The organism is Streptomyces sp. NPDC051578, from assembly GCF_044454045.1.
In the GTDB taxonomy this organism is placed as follows: domain Bacteria; phylum Actinomycetota; class Actinomycetes; order Streptomycetales; family Streptomycetaceae; genus Streptomyces.
The window spans coordinates 303,388-327,129 of record NZ_JBITDH010000004.1 but is presented as its reverse complement, the minus strand read 5'-3'; the positions used below and the strand labels follow the sequence as shown (position 1 = coordinate 327,129).

At 72.7% G+C, this 23,742-nt stretch carries 21 protein-coding genes and 1 pseudogene; 15 read left to right on the top strand and 7 right to left on the bottom strand.

Annotated elements, in window-relative coordinates:
* Positions 1-33 precede the first annotated feature (33 nt).
* Positions 34-1,566 (bottom strand): alpha/beta hydrolase, encoded by a 1,533-nt coding sequence (locus ACIA6C_RS20630; protein ID WP_399277746.1) that lies wholly within the window; start codon positions 1,564-1,566, stop codon positions 34-36.
* 314 nt (positions 1,567-1,880) lie between these two features.
* Here ACIA6C_RS20630 and ACIA6C_RS20625 point away from each other — a divergent pair.
* Positions 1,881-2,672: pseudogene (locus ACIA6C_RS20625) on the top strand (SigB/SigF/SigG family RNA polymerase sigma factor); the annotation flags it as partial.
* 82 nt (positions 2,673-2,754) lie between these two features.
* On the opposite strand, the gene ACIA6C_RS20620 reads toward ACIA6C_RS20625, so the two are convergent.
* On the bottom strand, positions 2,755-3,099 hold the full coding sequence (locus ACIA6C_RS20620; RefSeq protein ID WP_399278017.1) for an ATP-binding protein: 345 nt from the start codon (positions 3,097-3,099) through the stop codon (positions 2,755-2,757).
* A gap of 511 nt (positions 3,100-3,610) precedes the next feature.
* On the opposite strand from ACIA6C_RS20620, the gene ACIA6C_RS20615 reads away from it, so the two are divergent.
* Both ACIA6C_RS20615 and pucL read left to right on the top strand, forming a co-directional pair.
* Positions 3,611-4,972, top strand: a complete 1,362-nt coding sequence (locus tag ACIA6C_RS20615; RefSeq protein WP_399277744.1) for an aspartate aminotransferase family protein — start codon at positions 3,611-3,613, stop codon at positions 4,970-4,972.
* A gap of 304 nt (positions 4,973-5,276) precedes the next feature.
* Positions 5,277-6,194 (top strand): factor-independent urate hydroxylase, encoded by a 918-nt coding sequence (gene pucL / locus ACIA6C_RS20610; protein ID WP_399277742.1) that lies wholly within the window; start codon positions 5,277-5,279, stop codon positions 6,192-6,194.
* Between the two features lie 60 nt (positions 6,195-6,254).
* Here the strand turns inward: pucL and ACIA6C_RS20605 are convergent, their stop codons facing one another.
* Positions 6,255-6,731 carry a histidine phosphatase family protein gene (locus ACIA6C_RS20605; RefSeq protein WP_399277740.1) on the bottom strand — a complete coding sequence of 159 codons (477 nt, stop codon included), beginning with the start codon at positions 6,729-6,731 and terminating at the stop codon, positions 6,255-6,257.
* A gap of 243 nt (positions 6,732-6,974) precedes the next feature.
* On the opposite strand from ACIA6C_RS20605, the gene ACIA6C_RS20600 reads away from it, so the two are divergent.
* From ACIA6C_RS20600 to ACIA6C_RS20575, 6 genes are all read left to right on the top strand, one after another.
* Positions 6,975-7,190: a CbtB-domain containing protein gene (locus ACIA6C_RS20600; protein WP_190185673.1), complete on the top strand. Its 216-nt coding sequence runs from the start codon at positions 6,975-6,977 to the stop codon at positions 7,188-7,190.
* 18 nt (positions 7,191-7,208) lie between these two features.
* Positions 7,209-7,967, top strand: a complete 759-nt coding sequence (locus tag ACIA6C_RS20595; protein ID WP_361130495.1) for a CbtA family protein — start codon at positions 7,209-7,211, stop codon at positions 7,965-7,967.
* A 21-nt stretch (positions 7,968-7,988) separates the two neighbouring features.
* Positions 7,989-8,234: a hypothetical protein gene (locus tag ACIA6C_RS20590; RefSeq protein ID WP_361130498.1), complete on the top strand. Its 246-nt coding sequence runs from the start codon at positions 7,989-7,991 to the stop codon at positions 8,232-8,234.
* A 321-nt stretch (positions 8,235-8,555) separates the two neighbouring features.
* A complete protein-coding gene (locus ACIA6C_RS20585; RefSeq protein ID WP_399277737.1) occupies positions 8,556-9,203 on the top strand; it encodes a hypothetical protein in 648 nt (215 codons plus the stop codon).
* 111 nt (positions 9,204-9,314) lie between these two features.
* Positions 9,315-9,665 (top strand): hypothetical protein, encoded by a 351-nt coding sequence (locus tag ACIA6C_RS20580; RefSeq protein ID WP_399277735.1) that lies wholly within the window; start codon positions 9,315-9,317, stop codon positions 9,663-9,665.
* 102 nt (positions 9,666-9,767) lie between these two features.
* Positions 9,768-9,920 carry a hypothetical protein gene (locus ACIA6C_RS20575; protein ID WP_399277733.1) on the top strand — a complete coding sequence of 51 codons (153 nt, stop codon included), beginning with the start codon at positions 9,768-9,770 and terminating at the stop codon, positions 9,918-9,920.
* Positions 9,921-9,978: 58 nt separating this feature from the next.
* Here the strand turns inward: ACIA6C_RS20575 and ACIA6C_RS20570 are convergent, their stop codons facing one another.
* Positions 9,979-10,389: a hypothetical protein gene (locus tag ACIA6C_RS20570; protein WP_399277731.1), complete on the bottom strand. Its 411-nt coding sequence runs from the start codon at positions 10,387-10,389 to the stop codon at positions 9,979-9,981.
* A gap of 156 nt (positions 10,390-10,545) precedes the next feature.
* On the opposite strand from ACIA6C_RS20570, the gene ACIA6C_RS20565 reads away from it, so the two are divergent.
* The 3 genes from ACIA6C_RS20565 (at position 10,546) to ACIA6C_RS20555 (ending at position 15,267) form a co-directional block, all read left to right on the top strand.
* Complete coding sequence (locus ACIA6C_RS20565) at positions 10,546-11,373, top strand: hypothetical protein (RefSeq protein WP_399277729.1); 828 nt, start codon at positions 10,546-10,548, stop codon at positions 11,371-11,373.
* A gap of 97 nt (positions 11,374-11,470) precedes the next feature.
* On the top strand, positions 11,471-13,492 hold the full coding sequence (locus tag ACIA6C_RS20560) for an FUSC family protein (protein WP_399277727.1): 2,022 nt from the start codon (positions 11,471-11,473) through the stop codon (positions 13,490-13,492).
* A 272-nt stretch (positions 13,493-13,764) separates the two neighbouring features.
* Positions 13,765-15,267, top strand: coding sequence for a VWA domain-containing protein (locus tag ACIA6C_RS20555; protein WP_399277725.1), 1,503 nt, complete (start codon positions 13,765-13,767; stop codon positions 15,265-15,267).
* A gap of 139 nt (positions 15,268-15,406) precedes the next feature.
* Here the strand turns inward: ACIA6C_RS20555 and aspS are convergent, their stop codons facing one another.
* Positions 15,407-17,212: an aspartate--tRNA ligase gene (gene aspS, locus ACIA6C_RS20550; protein WP_361130521.1), complete on the bottom strand. Its 1,806-nt coding sequence runs from the start codon at positions 17,210-17,212 to the stop codon at positions 15,407-15,409.
* 158 nt (positions 17,213-17,370) lie between these two features.
* On the opposite strand from aspS, the gene ACIA6C_RS20545 reads away from it, so the two are divergent.
* Both ACIA6C_RS20545 and ACIA6C_RS20540 read left to right on the top strand, forming a co-directional pair.
* A complete protein-coding gene (locus ACIA6C_RS20545; protein WP_399277723.1) occupies positions 17,371-19,695 on the top strand; it encodes a SpoIIE family protein phosphatase in 2,325 nt (774 codons plus the stop codon).
* A 48-nt stretch (positions 19,696-19,743) separates the two neighbouring features.
* Positions 19,744-20,796, top strand: a complete 1,053-nt coding sequence (locus ACIA6C_RS20540; protein WP_399277721.1) for an AI-2E family transporter — start codon at positions 19,744-19,746, stop codon at positions 20,794-20,796.
* 24 nt (positions 20,797-20,820) lie between these two features.
* Here ACIA6C_RS20540 and ACIA6C_RS20535 read toward each other — a convergent pair whose 3' ends face one another.
* Positions 20,821-21,783: a pirin family protein gene (locus tag ACIA6C_RS20535; protein WP_399277719.1), complete on the bottom strand. Its 963-nt coding sequence runs from the start codon at positions 21,781-21,783 to the stop codon at positions 20,821-20,823.
* A 126-nt stretch (positions 21,784-21,909) separates the two neighbouring features.
* Complete coding sequence (locus ACIA6C_RS20530; protein WP_399277717.1) at positions 21,910-22,554, bottom strand: TetR/AcrR family transcriptional regulator; 645 nt, start codon at positions 22,552-22,554, stop codon at positions 21,910-21,912.
* 102 nt (positions 22,555-22,656) lie between these two features.
* Here ACIA6C_RS20530 and ACIA6C_RS20525 point away from each other — a divergent pair, with 102 nt between their 5' ends.
* Positions 22,657-23,712, top strand: coding sequence for an aldo/keto reductase (locus ACIA6C_RS20525; protein ID WP_399277715.1), 1,056 nt, complete (start codon positions 22,657-22,659; stop codon positions 23,710-23,712).
* Positions 23,713-23,742: the final 30 nt, after the last annotated feature.

Here is a 23,742-nt window from a genome sequence, read left to right as displayed (position 1 = left end):
CCCCCTGCTCTGCACCCAGGGTAGGTGCGGGGCTCAGCTCCCGCAGTACGTGTCCTGCCGCGGCCGCTGCCCGGTGGTGAGGAACCGGGTCACCGTCCGGTCACCGCAGGCGTTGCCGTTGCCCAGGTAGGAGCCGTGACCGCCCGCGTCGACGCTGACCAGCCGGGCCCGGGAGCCGAACGCCTCGCGCATCTTGAGGGCGCCGGCGTACGGGGTGGCGGGGTCCCGCAGGTTCTGGACCATCAGGACGTTGGACGGCCCGTCCGGGGTGATCCGGGTGGGCTGCTGCTCCGGGCGGTCCTTCCAGAAGGAGCAGGGAGTGATGTTCGCCGGCATCCCGGCCGTGAGCGGGTGCGCCGTCCGGTCGGCGGCGACGGCACGCTCGTACGCGGCGACGTCCGCGGGCCAGGACACGTCGTTGCAGATGGCCCCGAGGACCGCCGCCGCGCCCGTGTCCGGGAGCGGCCCGGAGACGTCGGGTGGCAGCACCGGCTCGGCCGCCGGGTCCTGGGCGGCCAGCAGGAGCCGGGCGAGGGGGGCGAAGTCGTTGCCGTAGAGGGTGGTCTGGAGCGCCTGGCGCAGCCGGTTGCCGGTCAGCGGCACGCCCGGGACGTCGGACTGCCGCGGCTCCCGGTCCAGCTTCGCCGCGGCCTCCAGGAAGAGGGGGCGTACGTCCTCGGGATGCGCGGCGAGCCGCAGGCCTTCGGCGTCCCGCGCCGGGTCGGCCGCCCAGGCAGCGAAGTCGGGGAAGCGGTCGTCGGCGCCGGCCGCCATGTTCGCGAGCCAGCCGCGCGCCACGCGGGTCGGGTCGGGGTCGCCGCTGCTGTCCAGCACCACGCGGTCGGTGTGCTGCGGGTACCGCTGGGCGTACACCGCGCCCACGTAGGTCCCGTACGAGGTGCCCCACACCGACAGCTTCCGCTCGCCGAGGGCCTGGCGGAGGCGGTCGATGTCGCGCACCTCGTTGGCGGTGGTGAAGCTGCGCAGCTCCGGCCCGCCGTGCTCGGCGCAGGCCTCGGCGATCCTGCGGGAGCGCGCCACGTTCTGGGCGATGTCCCCGTCCGCGCCGGGCCAGGAGCGCAGGGTGACCAGGTGCCGGTCCTCCTCGGCGAGACCGCAGGAGGCGGTGCTGCTGCCGCCGACGCCGCGGGGGTCGAGGGAGACGAGGTCGTAGGCGCCGGCCATCTCCCGGGCGAGGGCCGGGCCCGTCGAGGTCAGCTTCTGGACGCCGGAGCCGCCGGGGCCGCCGGGGATCACCAGCAGCGTCCCGCGCCGGGCCTGCGGGCGGTCGCTGCGCAGCCGGGTCACGGCGACACGGAGCTGTCGCCCGGTGGGGTCGCCGTAGTCGAGGGGGACGGGGAGAGTCGCGCACTGCTGCCCGGGCAGGGCGCCCTTGTGGGTGCAGTCGTGCCAGTCGAGGGCCGGCGCGGCGGCGGCCTGCGGGGCGGCGGCCTGCGGGGCGGTCGTCCCAGGGGTGGCGGCGCCGGCCGGGCCGGTGGTGACGGCCACGGCGGACAGGGCGAGGGCGGTGAGGGCGGCGGCCTTTCGGCGGCGGTGACTGAACATGACGCCATGCTTGTCGAGCGCCGGGCTCCACCCCATCCGGCTGCCGGGACGGCCGTACGGGGGCCAGCCCCACCGCGCCGCCTCGGGGCACCCGTGCGGCCCTGGGGCGGGTGGGGCAGCGCCGGGGGCGGCGCCGCGCGCGCTACCGGTCCGGTGGCGGTGACCCTGCACAGATCCGTGCCGCCGCAACCCGGGGGCGGACCCGGAAGACCAGAAAAAAACTTCGGGTATGGGATGGTTCGGGCGGGTATATCACCCGGGACGGCGCAACGACGGCCCCTACCGGGACCCCTCCGTCGCAGGAGCGCAGAGCAATGGACCGTACAGAGCTCACAGACGTCGCAACCCACGAGGCCAGGGCCCTTTCGGTGGCCCTGTTCCGCAGGCTGGCCGGGCTGGAGGAGGGCACGACCGAGTACTCGTACGTCCGCAACACCCTCGTCGAGCTGAACATCAGCCTGGTGCGGTACGCGGCCCGGCGCTTCCGGGGCCGCAGCGAGCCGATGGAGGACATCGTCCAGGTCGGCACGATCGGCCTGATCAAGGCCATCAACCGGTTCGACCCGGACCGCGGTGTCGAGTTCACCTCCTTCGCCATGCCCACCATCACCGGCGAGATCAAGCGGTTCTTCCGCGACACGAGCTGGGCCGTCAAGGTCCCCCGACGGCTCCAGGAGCTGCGCATCGACACGGCCAAGGCGCACGACGCGCTGGAACAGGACCTCGGCCGCGAACCCACCGACACGGAGCTCGCCGAGCAGCTGCACGTCTCCCCCGAGGAGCTGGTCGAAGGACGCAAGGCGGCGCGCGCCTACTCCGCGCGCTCCCTGGACGCGCCGACGCAGGAGGAGAGCGACCGCGACCCCTACGCCGCGCCGACGGCGCTGGGCGAGGAGGAGGCCGCGTACGACCTCATCGAGTGCCTGGAGTCGCTCAAGCCGATGCTGGCCGGGCTCTCCCCCCGTGAGCGGACGTTGCTGGAGCTGCGCTTCGGTCAGGAACTCACGCAGTCCGAGATCGGCGGGCTGCTGGGGCTGTCGCAGATGCACGTCTCGCGGCTGCTGAACCGCACCCTGACCCGGCTCCGCCAGGAGTTCCTCACGGACGCCGAGGACACGGAGGACGGTCCCGGCACGGCGGGGGCTGCCGGGACGGTTCGGACCACTGGGGCTGCTGGAACGGTTGGGACTACTGGGACGGCTGGGAACCGCGGGCCCCGTCGGGAGCCGCGGGATGCGGCTGAGCGGGCACAGCGGGCGGCGGAACCTCCAGCCAGACCGTCTTCCCGGGAAACGCGCCACCGGACGGCTCGGCGCCCCAGCTCCTCGCGAGCCGTGCCAGCACGATGAGGCCGTGCCCTCCCGGGCGGCTGCGGTCGCCGGGCGGCCGCCTGCGGGGAGGCTCGGGGCTGTCGTCGCTGACCTCGACGCGCAGGCCCCCCGCGCTGTGACGCAGGACGAGTTCCCGGGGGCCTCCGGCATGCAGGCAGGCGTTGGTGACGACCTCGGAGACGAGCAGGAGCACGTCCTCCATCGCCTCGGGGTCACGGCGCCACTGCCAGTCCGTGAGCGCCTGCCGCGTGAAGTCGCGGCAACGGGTGACGACGCCGGTCGTCGCGCCGCCCAGGACCAGCCTCCGAGTCTGCTCGGCCACAGGGCCTCCCGTCTCCGCGCGTACGTGTCCGCACGCCCGTCTCCGCGCGCACTCCTGCGCGCCGCACCTACCCCCGCCCGGGGCAACCAATCCCGATATTCCTTTATGCACCCCTTCCCAACCACCACGGGAACGTCACAGAATCTCGTCAGTTTCTTCCGTTCAACGGAAGTTTGTTTCCACCATGCGATAGATGCGCGCCGCGCGGGCGGTCGGCCGGAACGTTTCCCACCCCCGTGCGGAAACCTCCCGGCCGCCCCGCCCTGTCCCGCCGCCCCGGGGGCGGGCGGCCGACGCTAGTGCGGCCCCGGGGCCACGTCGAAAGCGCGCCACCCGATCCGTCAGGTCCGGCGGCAGGTATGTCCACATAGTGGACAACTACCCTCGGATTATGAACACAGCAGCCGACGCCCCCGCCGCCGTGAAAGACGCCGTGAAGGACGCCGACCGGAAGCACGTCTTCCACTCCTGGTCGGCGCAGGAACTCATCGATCCGCTCGCCGTCGCGGGGGCCGAGGGCTCCTACTTCTGGGACTACGAGGGCAATCGCTTCCTCGACTTCTCCAGCGCGCTCGTCTACACGAACATCGGCTACCAGCACCCCAAGGTCGCCGCCGCCATCGCCGAGCAGGCCGGGAAGCTCTGTACCGTTGCTCCCGGCTTCGCCGTCGACGTCCGCTCCGAGGCGGCCCGCCTCATCGCCGAGCGGACCCCGGGCGACCTGGACAAGATCTTCTTCACCAACGCGGGCGCCGAGGCCGTCGAGAACGCCGTACGGATGGCCCGCGTGCACACCGGGCGCCCCAAGGTGCTGGCCGCGTACCGCTCGTACCACGGCGCCACGTCCGCAGCGATCAACCTGACCGGTGATGCCCGCCGCTTCGGCAACGACTCGGCGACCGCCGGTGTCGTGCACTTCTGGGGCCCCTTCCGCTACCGCTCGCCCTTCCACGCGGCCACCGACGCCGAGGAGAGCGCCCGCGCCCTGCGCCACCTCGAGGACACCATCGTCTTCGAAGGCCCCCAGTCGATCGCCGCGGTCATCCTGGAGACGGTCGGCGGGGCGCCCGGCGTGCTCGTGCCGCCGCCCGGCTACCTGGCCGGGGTGCGCGAGCTGTGCGACCGGTACGGCATCGTCTTCATCCTGGACGAGGTCATGGTCGGCTTCGGCCGCACCGGGAAGTGGTTCGCCTGCGAGCACTGGGACGTCACCCCCGACCTCCTCTGCTTCGCCAAGGGCGTGACCAGCGGGTACGTCCCCCTCGGCGGTGTCGCCATCTCCGCGGCGATCGCCGAGACCTTCGCCCGCCGGCCCTACCCGGGCGGGCTGACGTACTCCGGTCACGTGCTGGCCTGCGCCGCCGCCGTCGCGACGATCAACACGATGGCGGAGGAGGGCGTCGTCGAGCAGTCCGCCCGCACCGGCGCCGAGCTGCTGGGTCCGGGCCTGCGCGCGCTCGCCGAGCGGCACCCGTCGGTCGGCGAGGTCCGGGGCCTGGGCACCTTCTGGGCGCTGGAACTCGTACGGGACGCGGAGACGGGCGAGCCGCTCGTCCCGTACAACGCCTCCGGAGCGGACAACGCGCCGATGGCCGCGTTCGCGGCGGCCTGCAAGAAGGGCGGGCTGTGGCCACTGGTCGCGGGGAACCGGCTCCACGTGGCGCCCCCGTGCACCATCTCGGAGCAGGACGTGGCCAAGGGCCTGGCGATCCTCGACGAGGCACTGTCGGTGGCGGACGCGCACATGGCCTGACCTGCGAGGACAGCCCGCCGCTGTGGGGTCGCCCAAGGAGTGGGTGCGGGTATTCGGATGATCCGTGCGGTGGGGATCGCGCCCTGCGCGTGTTGCAATCCGTGGAGCGGTACGAAGCGCCGCCGAACACCGCGAGCACCACCACCCAGCACCTACGGACCGGGATGCACGTCAGTCCCGGGGCGGCCCCGCAAGGGCCGAACGGCGGGGAGCGGAACGCCTTCTTTCGGGCGGACGCTGGACGCCGGGCGTACGGGATCCAGACCACCGGACTCCGTGTTCCCGAGACCCGAAGGAAGACAGCATGAGCAAGCACGTCCTGGCCCAGAACCAGTACGGCAAGGCCGAGAACCGCATCGTCAAGGTCACCCGCAAGGGCAGCGACGGGTCCTGGCACGAGATCCGCGACCTCAACGTCTCGGTCGCGCTCCGCGGTGAGTTCCGCGACGTCCACCTGACCGGCGACAACGCCAACTGCCTGCCCACGGACACCACGAAGAACACGGTGTACGCCTTCGGCAAGGAGCACGGCATCGCCTCCCCCGAGGCCTTCGGCATCCTCCTCGCCAAGCACTTCGTCTCCTCCCAGCAGCCGATCCGCGAGGCGCAGATCCGCATCGAGGAGTTCGTCTGGGACCGGATCCCGGTGCCGACGCGCAAGGAGCAGCACTCCTTCGTCCGCAAGGGTCAGGAGGTGCGCACCGCGCAGATCACGTACAGCGAGACGACGGGGCTCCAGGTCATATCCGGCCTCAAGGAGCTGACGGTGATGAACTCGACGAACTCCGAGTTCCACGGCTACGTCAAGGACAAGTACACGACCCTCCAGGAGGCGTACGACCGCATCCTGGCGACCAAGGTCACCGCGCGCTGGGCGCACTCGGCGCTCGCCGCCGACGACCCCGCGTACGACTGGGACCGGTCGTACAAGAAGGTGCGCAAGCACATGCTGGACGCTTTCGCGGAGACGTACTCGTACTCGCTCCAGCAGACCCTGAACCAGATGGCCGAGCGGGTGCTGGACAACTGCCCGCGGGTCAACGAGGTCCGGCTGAACCTCCCCAACAAGCACCACTTCCTCGTCGACCTGGAGCCGTTCGGCCTCAAGAACGACAACGAGGTCTACTTCGCGGCGGACCGGATGTACGGCCTGATCGAGGGCACCATCCACCGTGACGGGGTGCAGCCGGTCATCGCGACCAGCGACTGGATCGTCGCCTGACCCTTCGCGCACAGCCCGGTTCGGCCCGGACCGCGTCGCGGGGTCCGGGCCGTTCGCGCGCTACGGGCCGTTCGCGCCGTCCGGGTCGCCCGGGCCGTCCGGGCTGCCCACCAGCAGGTTCCAGCGCCCGGAGCGTCCCGTGAGAGCGGTGACGGTCCCCGGCCGTACGTCGAGCCGCCAGAACGCCACCGCCGGCAGGTCGAGGGCGAACACCACGGCCGCCCGTACGACGGCCTGTTCGACCACCGCGTGGTGCGTGCCGGGGGCGAGACCGGCGAGGTGGGCGCCCGTACGGGCGATCAGGGCCGCCACCGACTCCCCGCCGCCCGGGGGCGCGTAGGACGGGTCCGTGAGCCACCGCCGGACCGCGTCCGGGTCCTCGGCGGCGACCTCGTCCAGGGTCCGGCCCGCCCACTCGCCCATGCCGGTACCGCGCAGGCCTTCGTGGTCCGGGCAGGGTTCCCCGTACCCGAACCGCCCCTGGCGGGCGGCCCGGTCGAGTGGTGGCGTCACCAGACGCAGGCGTACAGCAGGCATGGGAAGAGGGTAGGGCGCGCGCCCGGGGCGTGAGACGGCGACCACACGCCGTGGTGTTCAAGCCATGCGCGCGGTACGGTCGCGGACGACATGACGAAGGTATGACGGAAGTACCGGTGAGAATCCGGCACGGTCGCGCCACTGTGAAACCTCCCGCTCGGGTACGGGGAGGGAAGTCAGACCCGCCACCTTCGCCAAAAGAGCACCACTGACCGGGACGCGTGTTCCCTTGGAGGTTCTGCCATGGCCCACTCCGCCGTGCCCACGACGGCTCCCGCCGCCGTCGCCCCCATTTCCCTCTCCGCGCTGGCCCCTTGGGCCGTCTTCGCGGGCATCGTGACCCTCTTCCTGCTCTACCTCGTCGGCGCCGAGCAGGGCGCGACCGCGCTCTTCGAGGGCAACACCGTCCACGAGTGGATGCACGACGGCCGTCACCTCCTCGGCTTCCCCTGCCACTGATCCGGGGCACCGAACCACATGAACTCCGTATCCCCCCGCGTGTTCCTCGTCCGGGGCATGCTGTCGGGTCTGCTGGCCGGGCTGGCCGCGTTCCTCGTCGCCTATGTCCTGGGCGAGTCCAAGGTGGACGCGGCCATCGCCATCGAGGAGGCGGCCTCGGCCGGTCACGACCACGGTGACGAGGCCGCCGCCCCGGTCAGCCGGGCCTTGCAGGCCACGGCCGGCCTGGGCACCGGCACCCTGCTCTACGGCGTCGCGCTCGGCGGCATCGCCGCTCTCGTCTTCTGCTACGCCCTGGGCCGCATCGGCCGCTTCGGCCCCCGCGCCACCGCGGCGCTGGTGGCCGGGGGCCTGTTCGTCACCGTCAACCTGGTGCCGTTCTTCAAGTACCCCTCCAACCCGCCGGCCGTGGGCGACCCCGAGACGGTGGTCCACCGCACCACCCTCTTCGTACTCATGATCGCGTTGAGCGTGCTCCTCGCGTCGGGTGCGCTGATCCTCGGGCGGCGGCTCGCTCCGCGCATGGGCAACTGGAACGCCTCGGTCGTCGCCGGGCTCGCGTTCGTCGCGGCGGTCGCCGTCGCGTACGTCTTCCTGCCCGGCATCAACGAGGTACCGGCCGACTTCCCGGCTGCGCTGATCTGGCAGTTCCGGATCGCGTCCCTCACCATCCAGGCAGCACTGTGGGCGACTTTCGGCCTGTCCTTCGGATATCTAGCCGAACGCGCACTTGTGCCCGCCACCGCGCCCAAGGAGGCTGTGCAGCCGACAAGTTGACGGTGAAGGGGCCGGTGGTACATGCAGACGGCGATCTGGGAGTGGCGCGGCTGGACGGGCGCCGCACCGTTCTGGCTGGCTTCCGTCCTGCTGCTCCTGGCCCCTTTCACCGCCGTCACCCTGCTGGCCCAGATCGGCGTCATCGTGGCCCTGGCCGGCCTCGGCGGTCTGGCCCGGCAGCTCTGGTTCGGTGACTACGGACACCCGGCGATCCACGTCGCCGCCGCGCTGATGGGCGCCACGGCGGCGGCGCTGGTGGTGGTCTGACCGGCGGTGCGCGCTCCCGCCCCAGCGCTGACCGCTCCCTCCGTCGCGGTGTGCCCCTCCCGGCGGTGGCCGTTCCTTCCAGGCGGGCCCCTCCCGGCGGTGTCGTTTCCCGCCCACTCTTCTCACCCGTACGGGCGCAACGGCGACGTCGGCCGGAAAACGGCGGCCGCACCCGCCTCCAGCTGCGAAGACGCGCCCGGGGTGTTACGACACACCGGTGACATGTCGGCGGTGTCCGGCGCCTCCCGATGTGGGTGGGAGCCCGGAGCGGTCCACTGCTGACAGGATCCGGCCGCCCGAGCCGGACCAGGAGGGAATGCCATGGCCCGCGCCCAGTGGGCCGTCGGTGCGCTGACGGTCACTCTGCTCGGCACCGGCGTAGCGATGTTGCACAGCACCCAGGGCGCCGAGCCCGAACCCGTCGCCGTGAGCGACGCACTGCCGTCGCGGGCGCTGGGGCTGACCGGTCACCGGCGTCTGGTGCGGGAGCTTGAGCACGGCGGTGAGTACGCCGGTCAGGCGGGTCCGCACGCTCCCGGCAACGGCTCCCGGCCTGCCCGGGGCTCCTCGGCCACCGTCCCGCCGATGCGGGCGGCACGCCCCGTGCGGCTGCGGATCCCGAGCCTGGAGGTGGACCTCCACGTCTCCTCCCGGAACCCGGAGGGCAGGGTCCGCTGGGACCGCGACAGCCCGGCCCCGGGGTCGGCCGGTACCGCCGTCGTCACCGGCAAGGAGCTGCGGCTCGCCGGTCTGCGGCGCGGGCGCGTCATCGAGATCGCCCGCGCCGACCACCGTACGGCCGTGTTCACCGTGGACCGGGTCGTTCCGGTGGAGGCCGGCGCGGGCCGGGCGCCGCGACGCGGGGAGCGGACGGAGCGGACCGGACGGCCGGAGCGGGCGGGACTGAAACTCGTCGGCACGGACGCCGTCGTCGTGGCCCGGCTGACGGGACGCCACCACACCCGCTGAACCGCGCGCGGCAGCCCCGTGTCAGCCGACGGGGGTGTCTTCGTCCCTCCATCGGGCGTTTCTCGCGCCACGGCGGCACGCGCCGCGGCGCGTCGGGGCAGACAGCTGGGCATGAACGGTGGGCGGTACGCGCGGGCGATGCTGGCGAAGGCCCTGACGGTGGCCTGCGTCGTGCTGCTGTGCGTGTTCGGCGCCGGTCCCTCGGCGGCCACGGCAGCCGAGTCCCGTCCTGCCACCAGCGCCCCAGCGGAGCCTTCTGACGGCTCGACGGTTCCGGCCCCGGACGTCGAGGCACGTCCGGCCCTGCGGGCCTTCACGCGCGAGACGCCGGAGGTACGGCGGCCGCCGGTGGTCTTGTTTCACGTGAAACGAGCCGCTCATCCGCCCCGCACCGACCCGGACGGGGCGGCCGGGGCGGATGCGTCGCGGCAGGCGGTACGGGGTGTGGTCCTGCGCTGCTGAGCGGGCCCGGGCGTTTCGCCCCGCGAGATCGATCTCGCGGGGACCGATCCGCCTCCACCAGCGCGTCCTGACCACACTCCTGCGACACCGCGAGGTTCCGCCATGCCCATCGACCCGTACGCGGCTCTCAACGCCATGCTCCGCGCCGAAGTCGCCCGCTCCACCCCACCGCCTGCCCGGCGCCCCGAAACCGAGGACACCGACCGCCCGGGAAATCCGCCCGGCCGACGGGCCGAGGCGGCGCCGGAGGAGTGAACTGACGGCGGCGCCGGTCCCCGCGGGGCCGGCGCCGCCCGTGGACGGCGCGCCAGGGTCAGTCCTCGATCGAGTGGTAGTGGTAGAACGCGGCGAGCGTAGTGGCCACGCCCACGGCCAGTCCGATCCCCGCCGAACGGAGCACGGATTCATTGGTCTGGCTGTACAGGTAGCCCAAGGCGATGCCCGCGAAGGCGCCCCAGGCTGCCGCGTGCAGCTCGCGCACGAGGCGGGAGCCGTACCGGGCGAGGGCGAACACACAGCCGGCGAAGACGACGCCGCACAGGATCCCGTAGAAGACGTTGCCGGCGTCGACCGGGCCCATCTGACGGTTGATGAAGGCCGCCCAGACCCCGTAGACGAGGCCCATCAGCAGCGGGACCGTCAATGCGCTCTTGCTGACGTGCCTGATGTCCGCCCCTGTCATCCGATGGTGCCGACGGGGAGCGGTGGGTGCCGCGTGTGCCATGGCGGGCTCCTCTCTGTCCACCCTCCAGGGCACACCCGCCACCCCGGGGCGGCAAGTGGATCACCCCGGCCACCCGGGCGACGCCCCGAGTCCGGGGTCACCCGTACGCAGCAGCCGAGCTGGCCCGGCAGGGCCCCGAGGGCGTTCTCTTGGGACGTGCGCACCTCGCTGTCGGCGGTACTGATCGTGCTCGTGGCCCTCCTGGTGCCCGCGAGCGCCGTCGCGTACTGGGCTGACCGGGAACTGGGTGACGCCGACCGCTACACCGCCGCCATGTCCCCGCTGGCGCGTGATCCGGCCGTGCAGAACGTGGTGGTCACCCAGGGCACCCGCGCACTGGCCGGCCAGATCGACGCCGGGCCCTTCCAGGGCAGCGTCGACACCCTGCTCGGCGAGGCCCTGCGGTCCTTCGTCGGGACACCGGCGTACCGGACGGCGTGGGACGCCGCCAACCGTGCCGCGCACGCTGCCTTCTTCCGGGCGCTGACGAACGGGCACGGAGACGCCGTGACCATCGACCTGGCGCCCGTACTCGCCGAGGTCAAGGGGGAACTCATAGGGGACGGGGTCCCGTTCGCGGACCGCATCCCCGTCACGCACCTGTCCGTGAAGGTCATGGAGTACGACGATCTCGGCGCACTCCGGGAAGGATTCCGCATGCTCCAGATCGCCGGCGTATGGCTTCCCCTGCTGACCGTCGTGCTCGCCGTGGCGGCGGTCGCCGTCGCCGTGCGGCGCAGGCGTGCCGTGCTCGCCACCGGTATCGGGCTCGCCGTCGGGGCGGTGCTGCTGTGGATCGCCGTGGAGGTCTGCCGCCGCCTGACCCTGGACGACCTGCCGCCCGACGTCGACCGCCCGGCCGCAGGAGCCGTGTACGACGCACTCACCTCGTTCCTGCGCACCACGGCGTGGCTGGTACTGGTCATCGGACTCGCCGCCGCGCTGGCCGCCTGGCTGACCGGACGACTGCGCCGCACCCCATAAGCTCGGAACGTACGCAACGTGCCCAGAACTCCACAGATCCCCGTAGAACCTCCACAGCCCAGCAGAACCGATTCGCGAGCGGCGCCACGGAAGCGGAATGACCAGCGAACGACGCACCGAGCACATACCGCCCGGGCAGCCACGGGCCCGGCCCGCCGCCCGACAGATCCCGCTGGCCCCGCCCGCCTGGCTGCTGAGGGGGTTGCGGCCGAGCCGGACCCCCGTGCCCTGGGCAGCCGTCGTGCGCGCCGGGATCGCGATGGCGACCCCGCTCGCCGTGGGCTTCGCCCTGGACGAGCCCGAATACGGTGCGCTCGTTTCAATGGGCGCCTTGTCCGGGGTGATCGGCGACACCGCCGACGCCTACCGGATGCGGATCCTGAACATCGCCGTGCCCCAGCTGTTCGGCGCCGTCGGTGTCGCCCTGGGGACGCTCGTCTTCGGTCACGGCTGGCTCGCGGTGGGCGCCCTCACCCTGATCGCCCTCGTCTCCGGGATGATCTCCTCGATCGGCACCGTGGCGTCCGTCTCCGGACTGCTGCTCCTGCTCAACGCCGCGGTGGGCGCCGGGCTGCCGCTGCCCAAGCCCTGGTGGACGGCGCCCCTGCTGCTCGGCGCCGGCGGGCTGTTCGTACTGGCGCTGACCCTGCTGGGCTGGCCGCTGCGCGGGCGGCAACCCGAACGGGCGGCGGTCGCCGCCTGCTACCGGTCCCTCGCCGATGCGCTCGAAGCCGCGGGCGGACCCGGGTACGAGGAACGCCGCCTGGAAGTCACCCAGGCCCTGAACCAGGCCTATGACCTCATCCTGGGCCGTCGCGCCCGGGTCCACGGGCGCAATCCGTCCCTCGTGCGGATGCTGGCCCAGCTGAACGTGCTGATCCCACTGGTGGACGCGGCGCCGGCCGCGCACCTGAGCGGCCGCCCACTGCCGCCCGAGGTCCCGGCGGCCGTGAGGGAGCTGGCCCGGGCCGTGGAAGAGGGCCGCACCGGGGAGCCCGACCTGGAGCTTCCGGCGCCGTACGGACCGTCCCAGCGGGCCATCGACACGGCTCTGCGGCACGCGGCGGTCATCGTGCACCGGGAGGACGCGGACCCGTACAACGCCGACGACCGGCTCGGCAGGCCCGCCGCACTGCGCGACCGGGCCCGGCGTGCGGTGCGCGACATGGTGCTGTCGGAGGCCTCCTGGCGGTACGGGCTGCGGCTCGCCCTGTGCATCGGGCTGGCACAGGCACTGGTCTCGCTGGTGCCGGTCGAGCGTTCGTACTGGGTCGCCCTGACGGTCACCTTCGTCCTCAAGCCCGACTTCGGCTCGGTGTTCTCCCGGGCGGTACTGCGGGCACTGGGTACGGCGGGCGGGCTGGTCCTGGCCGCCGCCGTGCTCTCCGAGGTACCGCGGGGGTGGTGGGACGTGCCGGTCATGGCGGTGCTCGCCGCGCTGATCCCGGCGTTCACCGTCAAGGGGTACGCCTTCCAGACCGCCGCGATCACCCCGGTGATCCTGCTGCTGTCGGACCAGCTCAACCACCAGGGCTTCGACCTGATCCGGCCCCGGCTGCTGGACAGCCTGATCGGCTGCGCCATCACCCTGGTCGCGGGGTACCTGCTGTGGCCCGAGAGCTGGCACACCCGGATCGGGGACCGGCTGGCCGACGCCGTCGAGGACTCGGCCCGGTACGTGGAGCGGGCGTTCGGCGCCGCCGACGCGACCGATGCCGATGCCGATGAGACGGCGGCGCGGACCGCCAGGCTCCACGCCCGGCGGCGGATCTACCGCGAGCTGTCGGGGGTGCGGAGCGAGTTCCAGCGAGCGCTGACCGAGCCGCCGCCCACGGGGGCGCGGGCCGCAGCGTGGTGGCCGCTGGTCGTGGCCGTCGAACGGATCGTGGACGCCACGACCGCCGCCCGGGTACGGGTCAACCACGGGGCCGAGGCGCCCAGTCCCGAGGAGGTGGCGGCCGTCACCGCCGAACTCCGGGGCTTGGCGGAGGGCGTCCGGACCAGCAGTACCCCGGCGGAGGTCCGCGTCGCCCCACCCCCGCCGGGCATGGAGGACTCCGTCCTCGCCCCGCTCCATCAGGAGATCGCCGCCGCCCGCGCCATCGCCACGGAACACTGACGCCTGCGCTGCCGGGGGCGGTTGTTTCACGTGAAACCCCCTGGGAGGTCGCACGGATGCCGTGGCGGTCAGATGGACGCTTCGTGAATCGGTCGGGGTGAAGGGGGAGTTCCCACAGGCCGCCGCAGTGCGCAGGTGACAGGAACGCCACGATTGGCGCCCCTGCCGACGATCCAGCCAAGGGGCCGATAACCTTACGTGTCCACTCTGGGTAGGGATCTACCGCGCAGCTCGGACAAATGACGCACGCACACATGCGAAAGGCCTGGCCCATGGGTATTCGGAGCTTGTTGCGCAAGGTGTTCGGACGGTCTGCCGAACCCGTTCCGGATTCGGCGGATGTCCCGTCGGCGGCCGTCCCGAGCCAGACCGAACGCACGCCGCTGGACGTGGCGGCCGACCTCGTGGCGGCGTCCTTCGACAACCCGACGGTCCCGCCGCAGTCCGCGCCGCGCGACCGCGAGCCGGGGACCGTGCTGACGGCGCCGACCCAGACGACGGACCCGACGGTGCCCGAAGCCCGCCGGCCGGCGCCCGCGACCACGTCGGAAGGCCCAACCGGTGGCTCGTCCGTGCCGGTTGCGCAGCCGGACCGGCCGGAGCCGAAGACCGAGCCGGTGGCGGAAGCGGAGCCGGAGGCAGCCCCGGCCGCCGCCGAGGCGACCGCCGAAGCGGAACCCGCCCCGACCCCCGAACCGGAGCCCACCGAGGCCCCCGAACCCGTCGCCGCCGTAGCCGAGCCCGCCCCCGAGCCGGTCGCCGCTGCCACCCCCGAGCCCGTCGCCGCCGCCGAGCCCCAGCCGGAGGCCGTCGTGGCGCCGGAGCCGGAGCCGGAGGCCACCCCCGAGCCGGTCGCGGCAGCCACGCCCGAGCCCGAGCCGACCCCCGTCGCCGAACCCACCCCCGAGCCGGTCGCCGTCGCCGCGCCCGAGCCGGAGCCGGAAGCCGCCCCCGAGCCGGTCGCGGCAGCCATCCCCGAGCCCGAGCCGACCCCCACCCCCGAGCCGGTCGCCGCAGCCGAGCCCGTCGCCGAGCCGGTCGCCGCCGAGCCCGAGCCGGTCACCGTCGCCGACGCCGAGGCGGAGCCGCAGGGCGCCGCTCCCGAGGCCGGCCCCGCCGTCGCGCTCGCCGCCGTGAAGCGGCAGGCGCCCGAGGTGGCGGGCGCCTACAAGGCGGCCGGTCAGGTGCTGCGCGGCAAGGGGCAGGCCGGGGCGCGCGCCAAGGTGTACCTCGTCCTCGACCGCTCCGGCTCCATGCGCGGCTTCTACAAGGACGGCAGCGCCCAGTACCTCGCCGACCACGCCCTGGCCCTCGCCGCGCACCTCGACGCGGACGCGACCGTGCACACCGTCTTCTTCTCCACCGAGGTGGACGGCACCGCCGACCTCACCCTGGACGCCCACGACGCCGCCTGGGTCGAGTCCCGTCACGCCGAGCTGGGCCGCATGGGCCGCACCAGCTACCACGCGGCCGTCGAGGCGGTCGTCGAGCGGTACCAGAAGGACGGCGGCGACCACCGCGCGCTCGTGGTGTTCCAGACCGACGGGGCGCCCGACAACCGTCAGCCCGCCAAGCAGGCGATCGCCGACGCGGCCGGCCACGACATCCACTGGCAGTTCGTCGCCTTCGGCGACCACGACTCCAAGGCCTTCGACTTCCTGCGCAAGCTGGACGCTCCGCACACCGGCTTCTTCCACGCCGGGCCCGCCCCGTCCGAGCTGACCTCGTCGGCCCTCCTCAAGGGCGTCCTCGACGGCTTCCTCGACCGTCCCTGACCGGGAGCGTCCCTGACCGGACCGTCCCCGACCGACCGCCGCGCGCACCGCACGGCGCGGTACGGCGCAGTACGGCCGAAGGGCCCGGGATCATCCGATCCCGGGCCCTTCGGCGCATCCGTACCTACCGCAGCGCGGCCTACTGGTGCGGCTTGACCGACTTTTCGACGGGCTCACCGGTCTTGGTCTCCACCGGCTTGCGCAGCGCGATGTTCAGCTCGCGCAGGCGGGACTCCTCCAGCACCGTCGGCGCGCCCATCATCAGGTCCTGCGCGTTGCCGTTCAGCGGGAAGGCGATCGTCTCGCGGATGTTCGGCTCGTCGGCCAGCAGCATCACGATGCGGTCGACGCCGGGGGCGATGCCACCGTGCGGCGGGGCGCCCAGGCGGAACGCGCGCAGCATGCCGGCGAACTCCCGCTCGACGGTCTCGGCGTCGTAACCGGCGATCTCGAAGGCCTTGAGCATGACCTCGGGCTCGTGGTTGCGGATGGCGCCGGAGGACAGCTCGATGCCGTTGCAGACGATGTCGTACTGCCAGGCCAGGATGTCGAGCGGGTCCTTCTCCTCCAGGTCCTTCATGCCGCCCTGCGGCATGGAGAAGGGGTTGTGCGAGAAGTCGATCTTGCCGGTCTCCTCGTCCTTCTCGTACATCGGGAAGTCCACGATCCAGCAGAAGCGGAAGACGTTCTCCTCGAACTGGCCCGCGCGCTTGGCGGCCTCGACCCGGACCGGGCCCATGATCTTGGAGACCTCGTCGAACTCGCCCGCGCCGAAGAACACCGCGTGACCGGCGGCCAGGCCGAGACGCTCGGTGAGGACCTTGATGTTCTCCTCGGTGAGGAACTTGGCGATGGGGCCCGTCAGGGCGCCGTCCTCGCCCACGCGCACCCAGGCCAGGCCCTTGGCGCCCAGCGAGATCGCGTACTCGCCCAGGCCGTCGAAGAACTTGCGCGGCTGCCCGGCGGTGTCCGGGACGGCCAGCGCACGTACGTGCTTGCCGGCGAACGCCTTGAACTCCGAGCCCTCGAAGACGTCGGAGATGTCGACGAGCTCCAGCTTGGCGCGCAGGTCGGGCTTGTCGTTGCCGTACTTGAGCATCGACTCGCGGAACGGGATCCGCGGGAACGGCGAGGTGACCGCGCGGCCGCCGCCGAATTCGGTGAAGAGCTCGGTCATCAGCTTCTCGATGGGCTGGAAGACGTCCTCCTGCTCCACGAAGGACATCTCGACGTCGAGCTGGTAGAACTCGCCCGGCGAGCGGTCGGCGCGGGCGTCCTCGTCGCGGAAGCAGGGCGCGATCTGGAAGTAGCGGTCGAAGCCGGAGATCATCAGCAGCTGCTTGAACTGCTGCGGCGCCTGCGGGAGGGCGTAGAACTTGCCCGGGTTCAGGCGGGAGGGGACGACGAAGTCACGGGCGCCCTCGGGGGAGGTCGCGGTGAGGATCGGGGTCGCCATCTCGTTGAAGCCGAGGGCCACCATCTTGGAGCGGATGGAGGCGATGACGGCCGAGCGCAGCATGATGTTGCGGTGCATGCGCTCGCGGCGCAGGTCGAGGAAGCGGTACTCCAGGCGCCGCTCCTCGTTCACACCGTCGTCGGTGTTGATGGTGAAGGGCAGCGGGCCGGCCGCGCCGAGCACCTCCACCTCGGAGACCTCGATCTCGATCTCGCCGGTGGGCAGCTCCGGGTTGACGTTGTCCGCGCCGCGGGAGACGACCTTGCCGTCGATCCGGACGACGGTCTCCTTGCTGACGCTGCTCAGCGCCTCGTTCGCGGCGGTGCCGGGACGGGCGACGAGCTGCGTGATGCCGTAGTGATCGCGCAGATCGATGAAGAGGATGCCGCCCAGGTCTCGACGATTGTGCACCCAGCCGCTCAGCCGGACGTCAGCGTTGACGTCGGAGGCACGAAGCTCGCCGCACGTGTGGGACCTGTACCGATGCATCAGTCATCCAGTTCTTCGCGATACCAGGGTGGATTCAACCCTCACAAGGTTACCGTCCGGGACGGGTACCGCGCTGGCGCGGCCGTCGAGGGCCCGGCCAGGGCGGCGGGGGCGCCCTGAACAGGCAGCCCGGGCAGGTCACCTGTAAAGATGACCAGGTGCGCACCGAGGACGTCCTGGCCGCCGTCGCGACCGGCCTGTGGCGATGGGACAACGCCTCCGGGACGGTCGCTCTCGACAGCGAGGCCGCCCGGCTGCTCGGGCTGCCCGCCGAGCCGGTCGTGCTGCCCGAGGTGGCCGTGCGGTCGCGGTTCCACCCGGTCGACTGGAACGAGATCAAGGCCATCGTGGACCTGGCGGTCGCCGAGGGCACCCTCGCCGAGGCCCGGCTGCGGATCGTCGACGCGGACGGGCGCGTGCTGCGCACCGTACGCAGCCGCTCCAAGCCGGTGCCGACGGCCACCGCGCACGACAGGATCGACTACGAGCTGATCGGCACGGTCCAGGAGATCGCCGAGCCGCAGCCGGGCACGACCGCCGCGCACACCCCGATCACCGGCGACTGGCGGCGCTCCCGCGAGGCGTTCCTGCTGGACGCGGGCCGGGCACTGGCCGAGGCCCGGTCGACGGCGGAGGTGCTGCGGGTCGCCGCCTCCCTCTCGATGCCCGGGTTCAGCCCCGACGGGCTGGCCGTCTTCGGCGTGGACGGCGACCGGCTGTCGATCATCGGCCACCACGGGCACGGCCCGGGCGACGAGACCCCCTTCACCGAGATGCGGCTGGACACGGCCTACCCGGCAGCGGAGGTGGTCCGCACCGGTCGCGCGGTCTACCTGCCGACCTCCGAGGAGTACAAGCGGCGCTTCCCGGCGACCTGGAAGCTGGCCGAGCCCTTCGGCCGGTCCTCCTGGGCCTTCGTCCCGCTGATCGTGGCCGGGCGGACCATGGGGGCGTGGATGGCGGCCTTCAAGCACCCGGTGTCCTTCTCGCCGGACGAGCGGTCCGTGCTGACCACGGTGGCGCGGATGCTGGCCCAGGCCCTCCAGCGCGCCGGGGTGACGGAGTCCGAGCGGGAACTCACCACCGGCCTGCAACGCTCGATGATGCCGCAGCTGGGCCCCGAGGTCCCGGGCATGCAGATCGCCGCCCGGTACGTCCCGACCGGCGGCGGGCTCCAGGTCGGCGGCGACTGGTACGACATGATCCCGCTGCCCTCCGGCCGCTTCGCCCTGGTCATCGGGGACGTCCAGGGTCACGACGTGCGCGCGGCGGGCCTGATGGGACAGCTGCGCATCGCGGTCCGCGCGTACGCCTCCGAGGGGCACCGCCCGGACGCGGTGCTCTCCCGGGCCTCCCGCTTCCTCGCCGGGCTGTGCTCCTCCCAGGAGAAGGACGGCCCCCGCGGGTACGCCGACGGCTACGGCGGCGGCTACGGCGGCGGCTACGGCGGTGGACACGACGGTGGACACGACGGCAGGTACAGCGGCGGCCATGACGGCGGATCCGCCCACCCGTACGCCGACGGCGGGTACGCCGGCGGCCCCGACCCGGACTACACCAGCCCGCGCTTCGCCACCTGCCTCTACATGGAGTGCGACCCCCGGACCGGCCGGCTGGAGGTGGCCCGCGCCGGCCACCCCGATCCGGTGGTCCGGATGACCGACGGCACGGTCCTGATGCGGCCGACCGCGGGCGGGCTCCCGCTCGGGATCGTCCCCGACACCGACTACCCCACCACCCGTTTCACCCTCGAACCGGGCGAGACGCTGATGCTGTGCACCGACGGCCTCATCGAGACCGGCGGCCACGACCTGGACACCGGCTGGGCGCGCCTGCGGGCCGTCCTCGAAGCCGAGGACCCGGCCGCCGGCGGCCCGGAAGCCGGCGGACCGGACGCGGGACACCTCGAAAAGCTCGCCGACCTGCTGGTCCAGGCCGTCCACGGCCCGTCCTCGCACCACACCACCGGCCCGCTGGCCGACCGACGCGAGGACGACATAGCCGTGGTCCTGCTGTGCCGCGAGGGCGCGGGCTGCGGCTGCGGCGCCTCGGTCTCCCCGCACACCCGCCCGGCCCGGCGCACCGTGCTGACCGTGGCCCAGGCCGAGCCGGAACGGATCTCGGGGGCGCGCCGGCAGGTGCGGGAGCTGCTCCACGACTGGGCGGACCCCGACCAGGTCGACTCGGCGGAGCTGATGGTCTCCGAGATGGTGACCAACGTACTGACGCACACCGACGGCGACGCGCTACTGGTCGCGGAGGCGGTGGGCGAGCTGGGGACCCGGCGGCTGCGCGTGGAGGTCGCGGACTCCAGTGACGAGCTGCCGCACAAGCGGCACCCCGGCGAGATGGCGTCCAGCGGCCGCGGGGTGCTGCTGATGGAGATGCTGGCCGACGCGTGGGGCGTCGACCCCCGCGGCGAGGGCAAGTCGATCTGGTTCGAGCTGCGCGAGCAGGCGAAGGCCGAGGACTCCGACGGCTGACGCCCGCGATGCCGGGGAAGCGCCGGGCGCGCGTGGTTGGATGCAGCCGTGGTGACTCCCCTTCTTCCCGGGCCCGTGCGGCGCCTCGCCGCCTGGTGCGTGGTCGTCCTGCTGGTCGCCGGAGTGCTCGCCGTCGGCGTGTGGCTGTGCGTGGTCTTCAAGACCGCCGTCACGCCCGTACTGCTCGCCCTGCTCGGCACCGCACTGCTCGGGCCGCTGCACCGGCGGCTGGTGGGGCTGGGGGTGAACCGGTCCCTCGCCGCCGCGCTGACGTGCCTCGCCGTCGTCGCCGTCGTGGGCGGGGCCGGCTACGTCATCGTCACGGCGCTGATCGACACCGGTGACGAGATCCTCACCTCGCTGCGGCGCGCCGGGGAGGCGCTGAGGGAGCACTTCGGCGCGGCGGGAACCTCGCTGGAGGACCTCGCCGAGAACGCCAAGGAACTGCTGGGCAAGTTCGGCGGTACGGCCGCCTCCGGCGTGATCACCGGCATCAGCGTCGTCGGCGAGCTGATCGCGACCGGCGTGCTCGCGCTCCTGCTGATCTTCTTCTTCCTGCGCGACTCCGACCGGGCCGCCGGCGCGCTGCGCTCCCTGGCGCCCGACACCACCGGCGACACCGTCGAGGCCGTGGCCCGGCGCGCGTTCAAGGCCGTCGAGGGTTTCATGCGCGGAACCACCTTCATCGCGCTGATCGACGCCCTGTGCATCACCGCCGGGCTGCTGGTGCTGCGGGTGCCCGGGGCGGTCGGGCTCGGCGCGCTGGTATTCGTCGGCGCCTACATCCCGTACCTGGGCGCCTTCATCTCCGGGGCGCTCTCCGTCCTCGTCGCCCTCGCCGACCGGGGCTGGGTGATCGGGCTGTGGGCGCTGGGCGTGGTGCTCGCCGTCCAGGTGCTGGAGGGGCACGTCCTGCAGCCGCTGATCCAGAGCCGCACGGTGCAGATGCACCCTGCGGCGGTCATGCTCGCCATCACGGCGGGGGCGAGCGTCGCCGGGATCCTCGGCATGCTGCTCGCCGTACCGCTGACGGCCGCCGCGTCCGGTGTGCTGTCCGAGCTGCGCACCCGCTACGCGGCGAGCGGGCAGACCACCGTGTGACGGTGTCCTGCCCGCCGTGTCACCTCAGCGCGTACGCGCCGTGGTGGGTACGGTCCCCAGCCGGCCGGCCTGGAAGTCGTCGAAGGCCTGCTGGAGTTCGTGCTTGCTGTTCATCACGAACGGCCCGTAGTGCGCCATCGGTTCCCGGATGGGACGGCCACCGAGCAGGACGATCTCCAGCGCCGGGGCGTTGGAGTCCTGCGAGGCGTCCGCCCGCAGGGTGAGCGAGCCGCCGTCGCCGAACACGGCCGTCTGGCCGGTCTTGATGGGCCGCCTGTCCTCGCCGACCGAGCCGCGCCCGGCCATGACGTAGGCGAGGGCGTTGAAGTCCTCGCGCCACGGGAGGGTGATCTGCGCGCCCGGGGTGACGGTCGCGTGGATCATCGCGATCGGGGTGTGGGTGATGCCCGGACCCTGGTGCCCGTCGAGTTCACCAGCGATCACGCGGAGCAGCGAGCCGCCGTCGGGGGTGGTCAGCAACTGCACCTGGCCGCCGCCGATGTCCTGGTAGCGCGGGGGCATCATCTTGTCCGAGGCGGGGAGGTTCACCCACAGCTGGAGGCCGTGGAAGAGCCCGCCGCTGACGACGAGCGACTCCGGCGGGGCCTCGATGTGCAGGAGGCCGGAGCCGGCCGTCATCCACTGGGTGTCACCGCCGTTGATGACGCCGCCGCCGCCGTTGCTGTCCTGGTGGACGAAAGTCCCGTCGATCAGGTACGTGACGGTCTCGAAGCCGCGGTGGGGGTGCCAGGGGGTGCCCTTCGGCTCGCCCGGCGCGTACTCCACCTCGCCCATCTGGTCCATCATGATGAACGGGTCGAGGTACTGGTAGTTGATTCCGGCGAACGCGCGGCGCACCGGGAATCCCTCGCCCTCGAAACCACCGGGGGCGGTCGTGACGGCCAGCACCTTGCGGGCGGCGGTCTCCTGGGCCGGTTCCGCGACGCGGGGGAGCGTCAACGGGTTCTCCACAGTCACTGCAGGCATGGTCGGAACCTCCTTCTGCGTCGACTTTAGTTGAAAGTCGAACTTTCTGCCACATGTGACTGAACAGCGCGCCCCCCATCGCCATTCCCCGCCCCGGACGCGCGCCCCGCCGAGCCTCCCGGCGGCTCAGCGGCGTACGTACACCCCCGCGCGCGCCGCCACCACCGCGGCCGCCGCCGCCCGGTCGGCGGCCTCCCCCTCCAGCGGATCGGCCGTGGTCAGAAGCCGGTAGTAGAGGGGGGCCGACACCGCCCGGATCACCTCGTGCGCGTCGGTACCCACGGGCACCTCACCCCGGGCGGCCGCCTGCTCGACGCAGGGCGCCCACTCGGCGACGCGGACGGCGTAGAAGCCGTGCAGCGCCTCCGCCGCCTTCGGATCGCAGGTGGCGGCCGCGATGACCGCCTTGAACAGGGCCCCCTGCCGGGGATCGGCGAGCGTCCGCGCCACCAGACGGGCGTTGGCCGTCAGGTCCCCCAGCAGCGAGCCGGTCTCCGTCCGCGGCACGGACTGCCCGGCCATGTCCGACAGCAGGTCCGCCACGAGGCCGGTGACCGTCCCCCACCGGCGGTAGACGGTCGTCTTCCCGACCTCCGCGCGGCGCGCGACATCGGCCAGGTCGAGGTGGGCGAACCCCTCCTCGGCCAGCACGTCCCCGGCCGCCTCCAGCACGGCGGCCCGCACCCGCGCCGTACGCCCTCCGGGCCGCACGGCCCCCGGCCCCGCCGCCGACCCGGCCTCGGGCTCGGGCTCACCCTCCGGAAACTTCATAACGGGACCCCTGTTCCATTAATAGCCGCACGTTGCTACCGTGAGGACATCTTAACGGGACTGCGGATCCATTAGGCGCCGCAGTGGTAGAGGGGACACGTCATGGAATACAGGCGGCTGGGTACATCCGGGCTCCAGGTCCCGGCACTGAGCTTCGGGGCCGGGACCTTCGGCGGGCAGGGACCGCTCTTCGGCTCGTGGGGCACCACCGGCGTCGAGGAGGCGCGCCGCCTCGTCGACATCTGCCTGGACGCCGGGATCACGATGTTCGACACCGCCGACGCCTACTCCGCCGGCGCCTCGGAAGAGGTGCTCGGGGCCGCCCTCAAGGGCCGCCGCGACCGGGCGCTCATCTCCACCAAGGCCGGCCTCCCCATGGGCGACGGCCCCGCCGACGCGGGCACGTCACGCTCGCGGCTGATCGGTTCGGTGGATGCCGCCCTGCGCCGCCTCGACACCGACTACATCGACCTCTTCCAGCTCCACGCCTTCGATGCCGGGACCCCCGTCGAGGAGGTGGTGTCCACCCTGGACGACCTGGTCCGCGCCGGGAAGATCCGTTACGTCGGCGTCTCCAACTTCTCCGGCTGGCAGACGATGAAGTCGCTCGCCGCCGCCGACCGCCACGGCCGGCAGCGCTATGTCTCCCACCAGGTCTACTACTCCCTCATCGGCCGCGACTACGAGTGGGAGTTGATGCCGCTCGGACTCGACCAGGGACTGGGCGCGATCGTCTGGAGCCCCCTCGGCTGGGGCCGGCTCACCGGCAAGATCCGCCGCGGCCGGCCGCTGCCCGCCGGAAGCAGGCTGCACGCCACTGCCGACTACGGTCCGCCGGTGGCGGACGAGCACCTGTACCGCGTCGTGGACGCGCTGGACGAGATCGCGGACGAGACCGGCAAGGCCGTCCCGCAGATCGCCCTGCGGTGGCTGCTCCAGCGTCCCACCGTGTCCTCGGTCATCGTCGGCGCCCGCAACGAGGGGCAACTGCGCCAGAACCTCGGCGCGGTGGGCTGGACGCTCACCCCGGAGCAGATGGCGAGGCTGGACGCGGCGAGTCACCGCCCGGCCCCGTACCCCTACTTCCCTTACGAACGCCAGGAGGGCTTCGCGCGGCTCAACCCGCCGGCGGTCCCGATCCCGGGCGCGGATGCCTGACCTCGGCCAACCGTATGCACGGCAATGTCG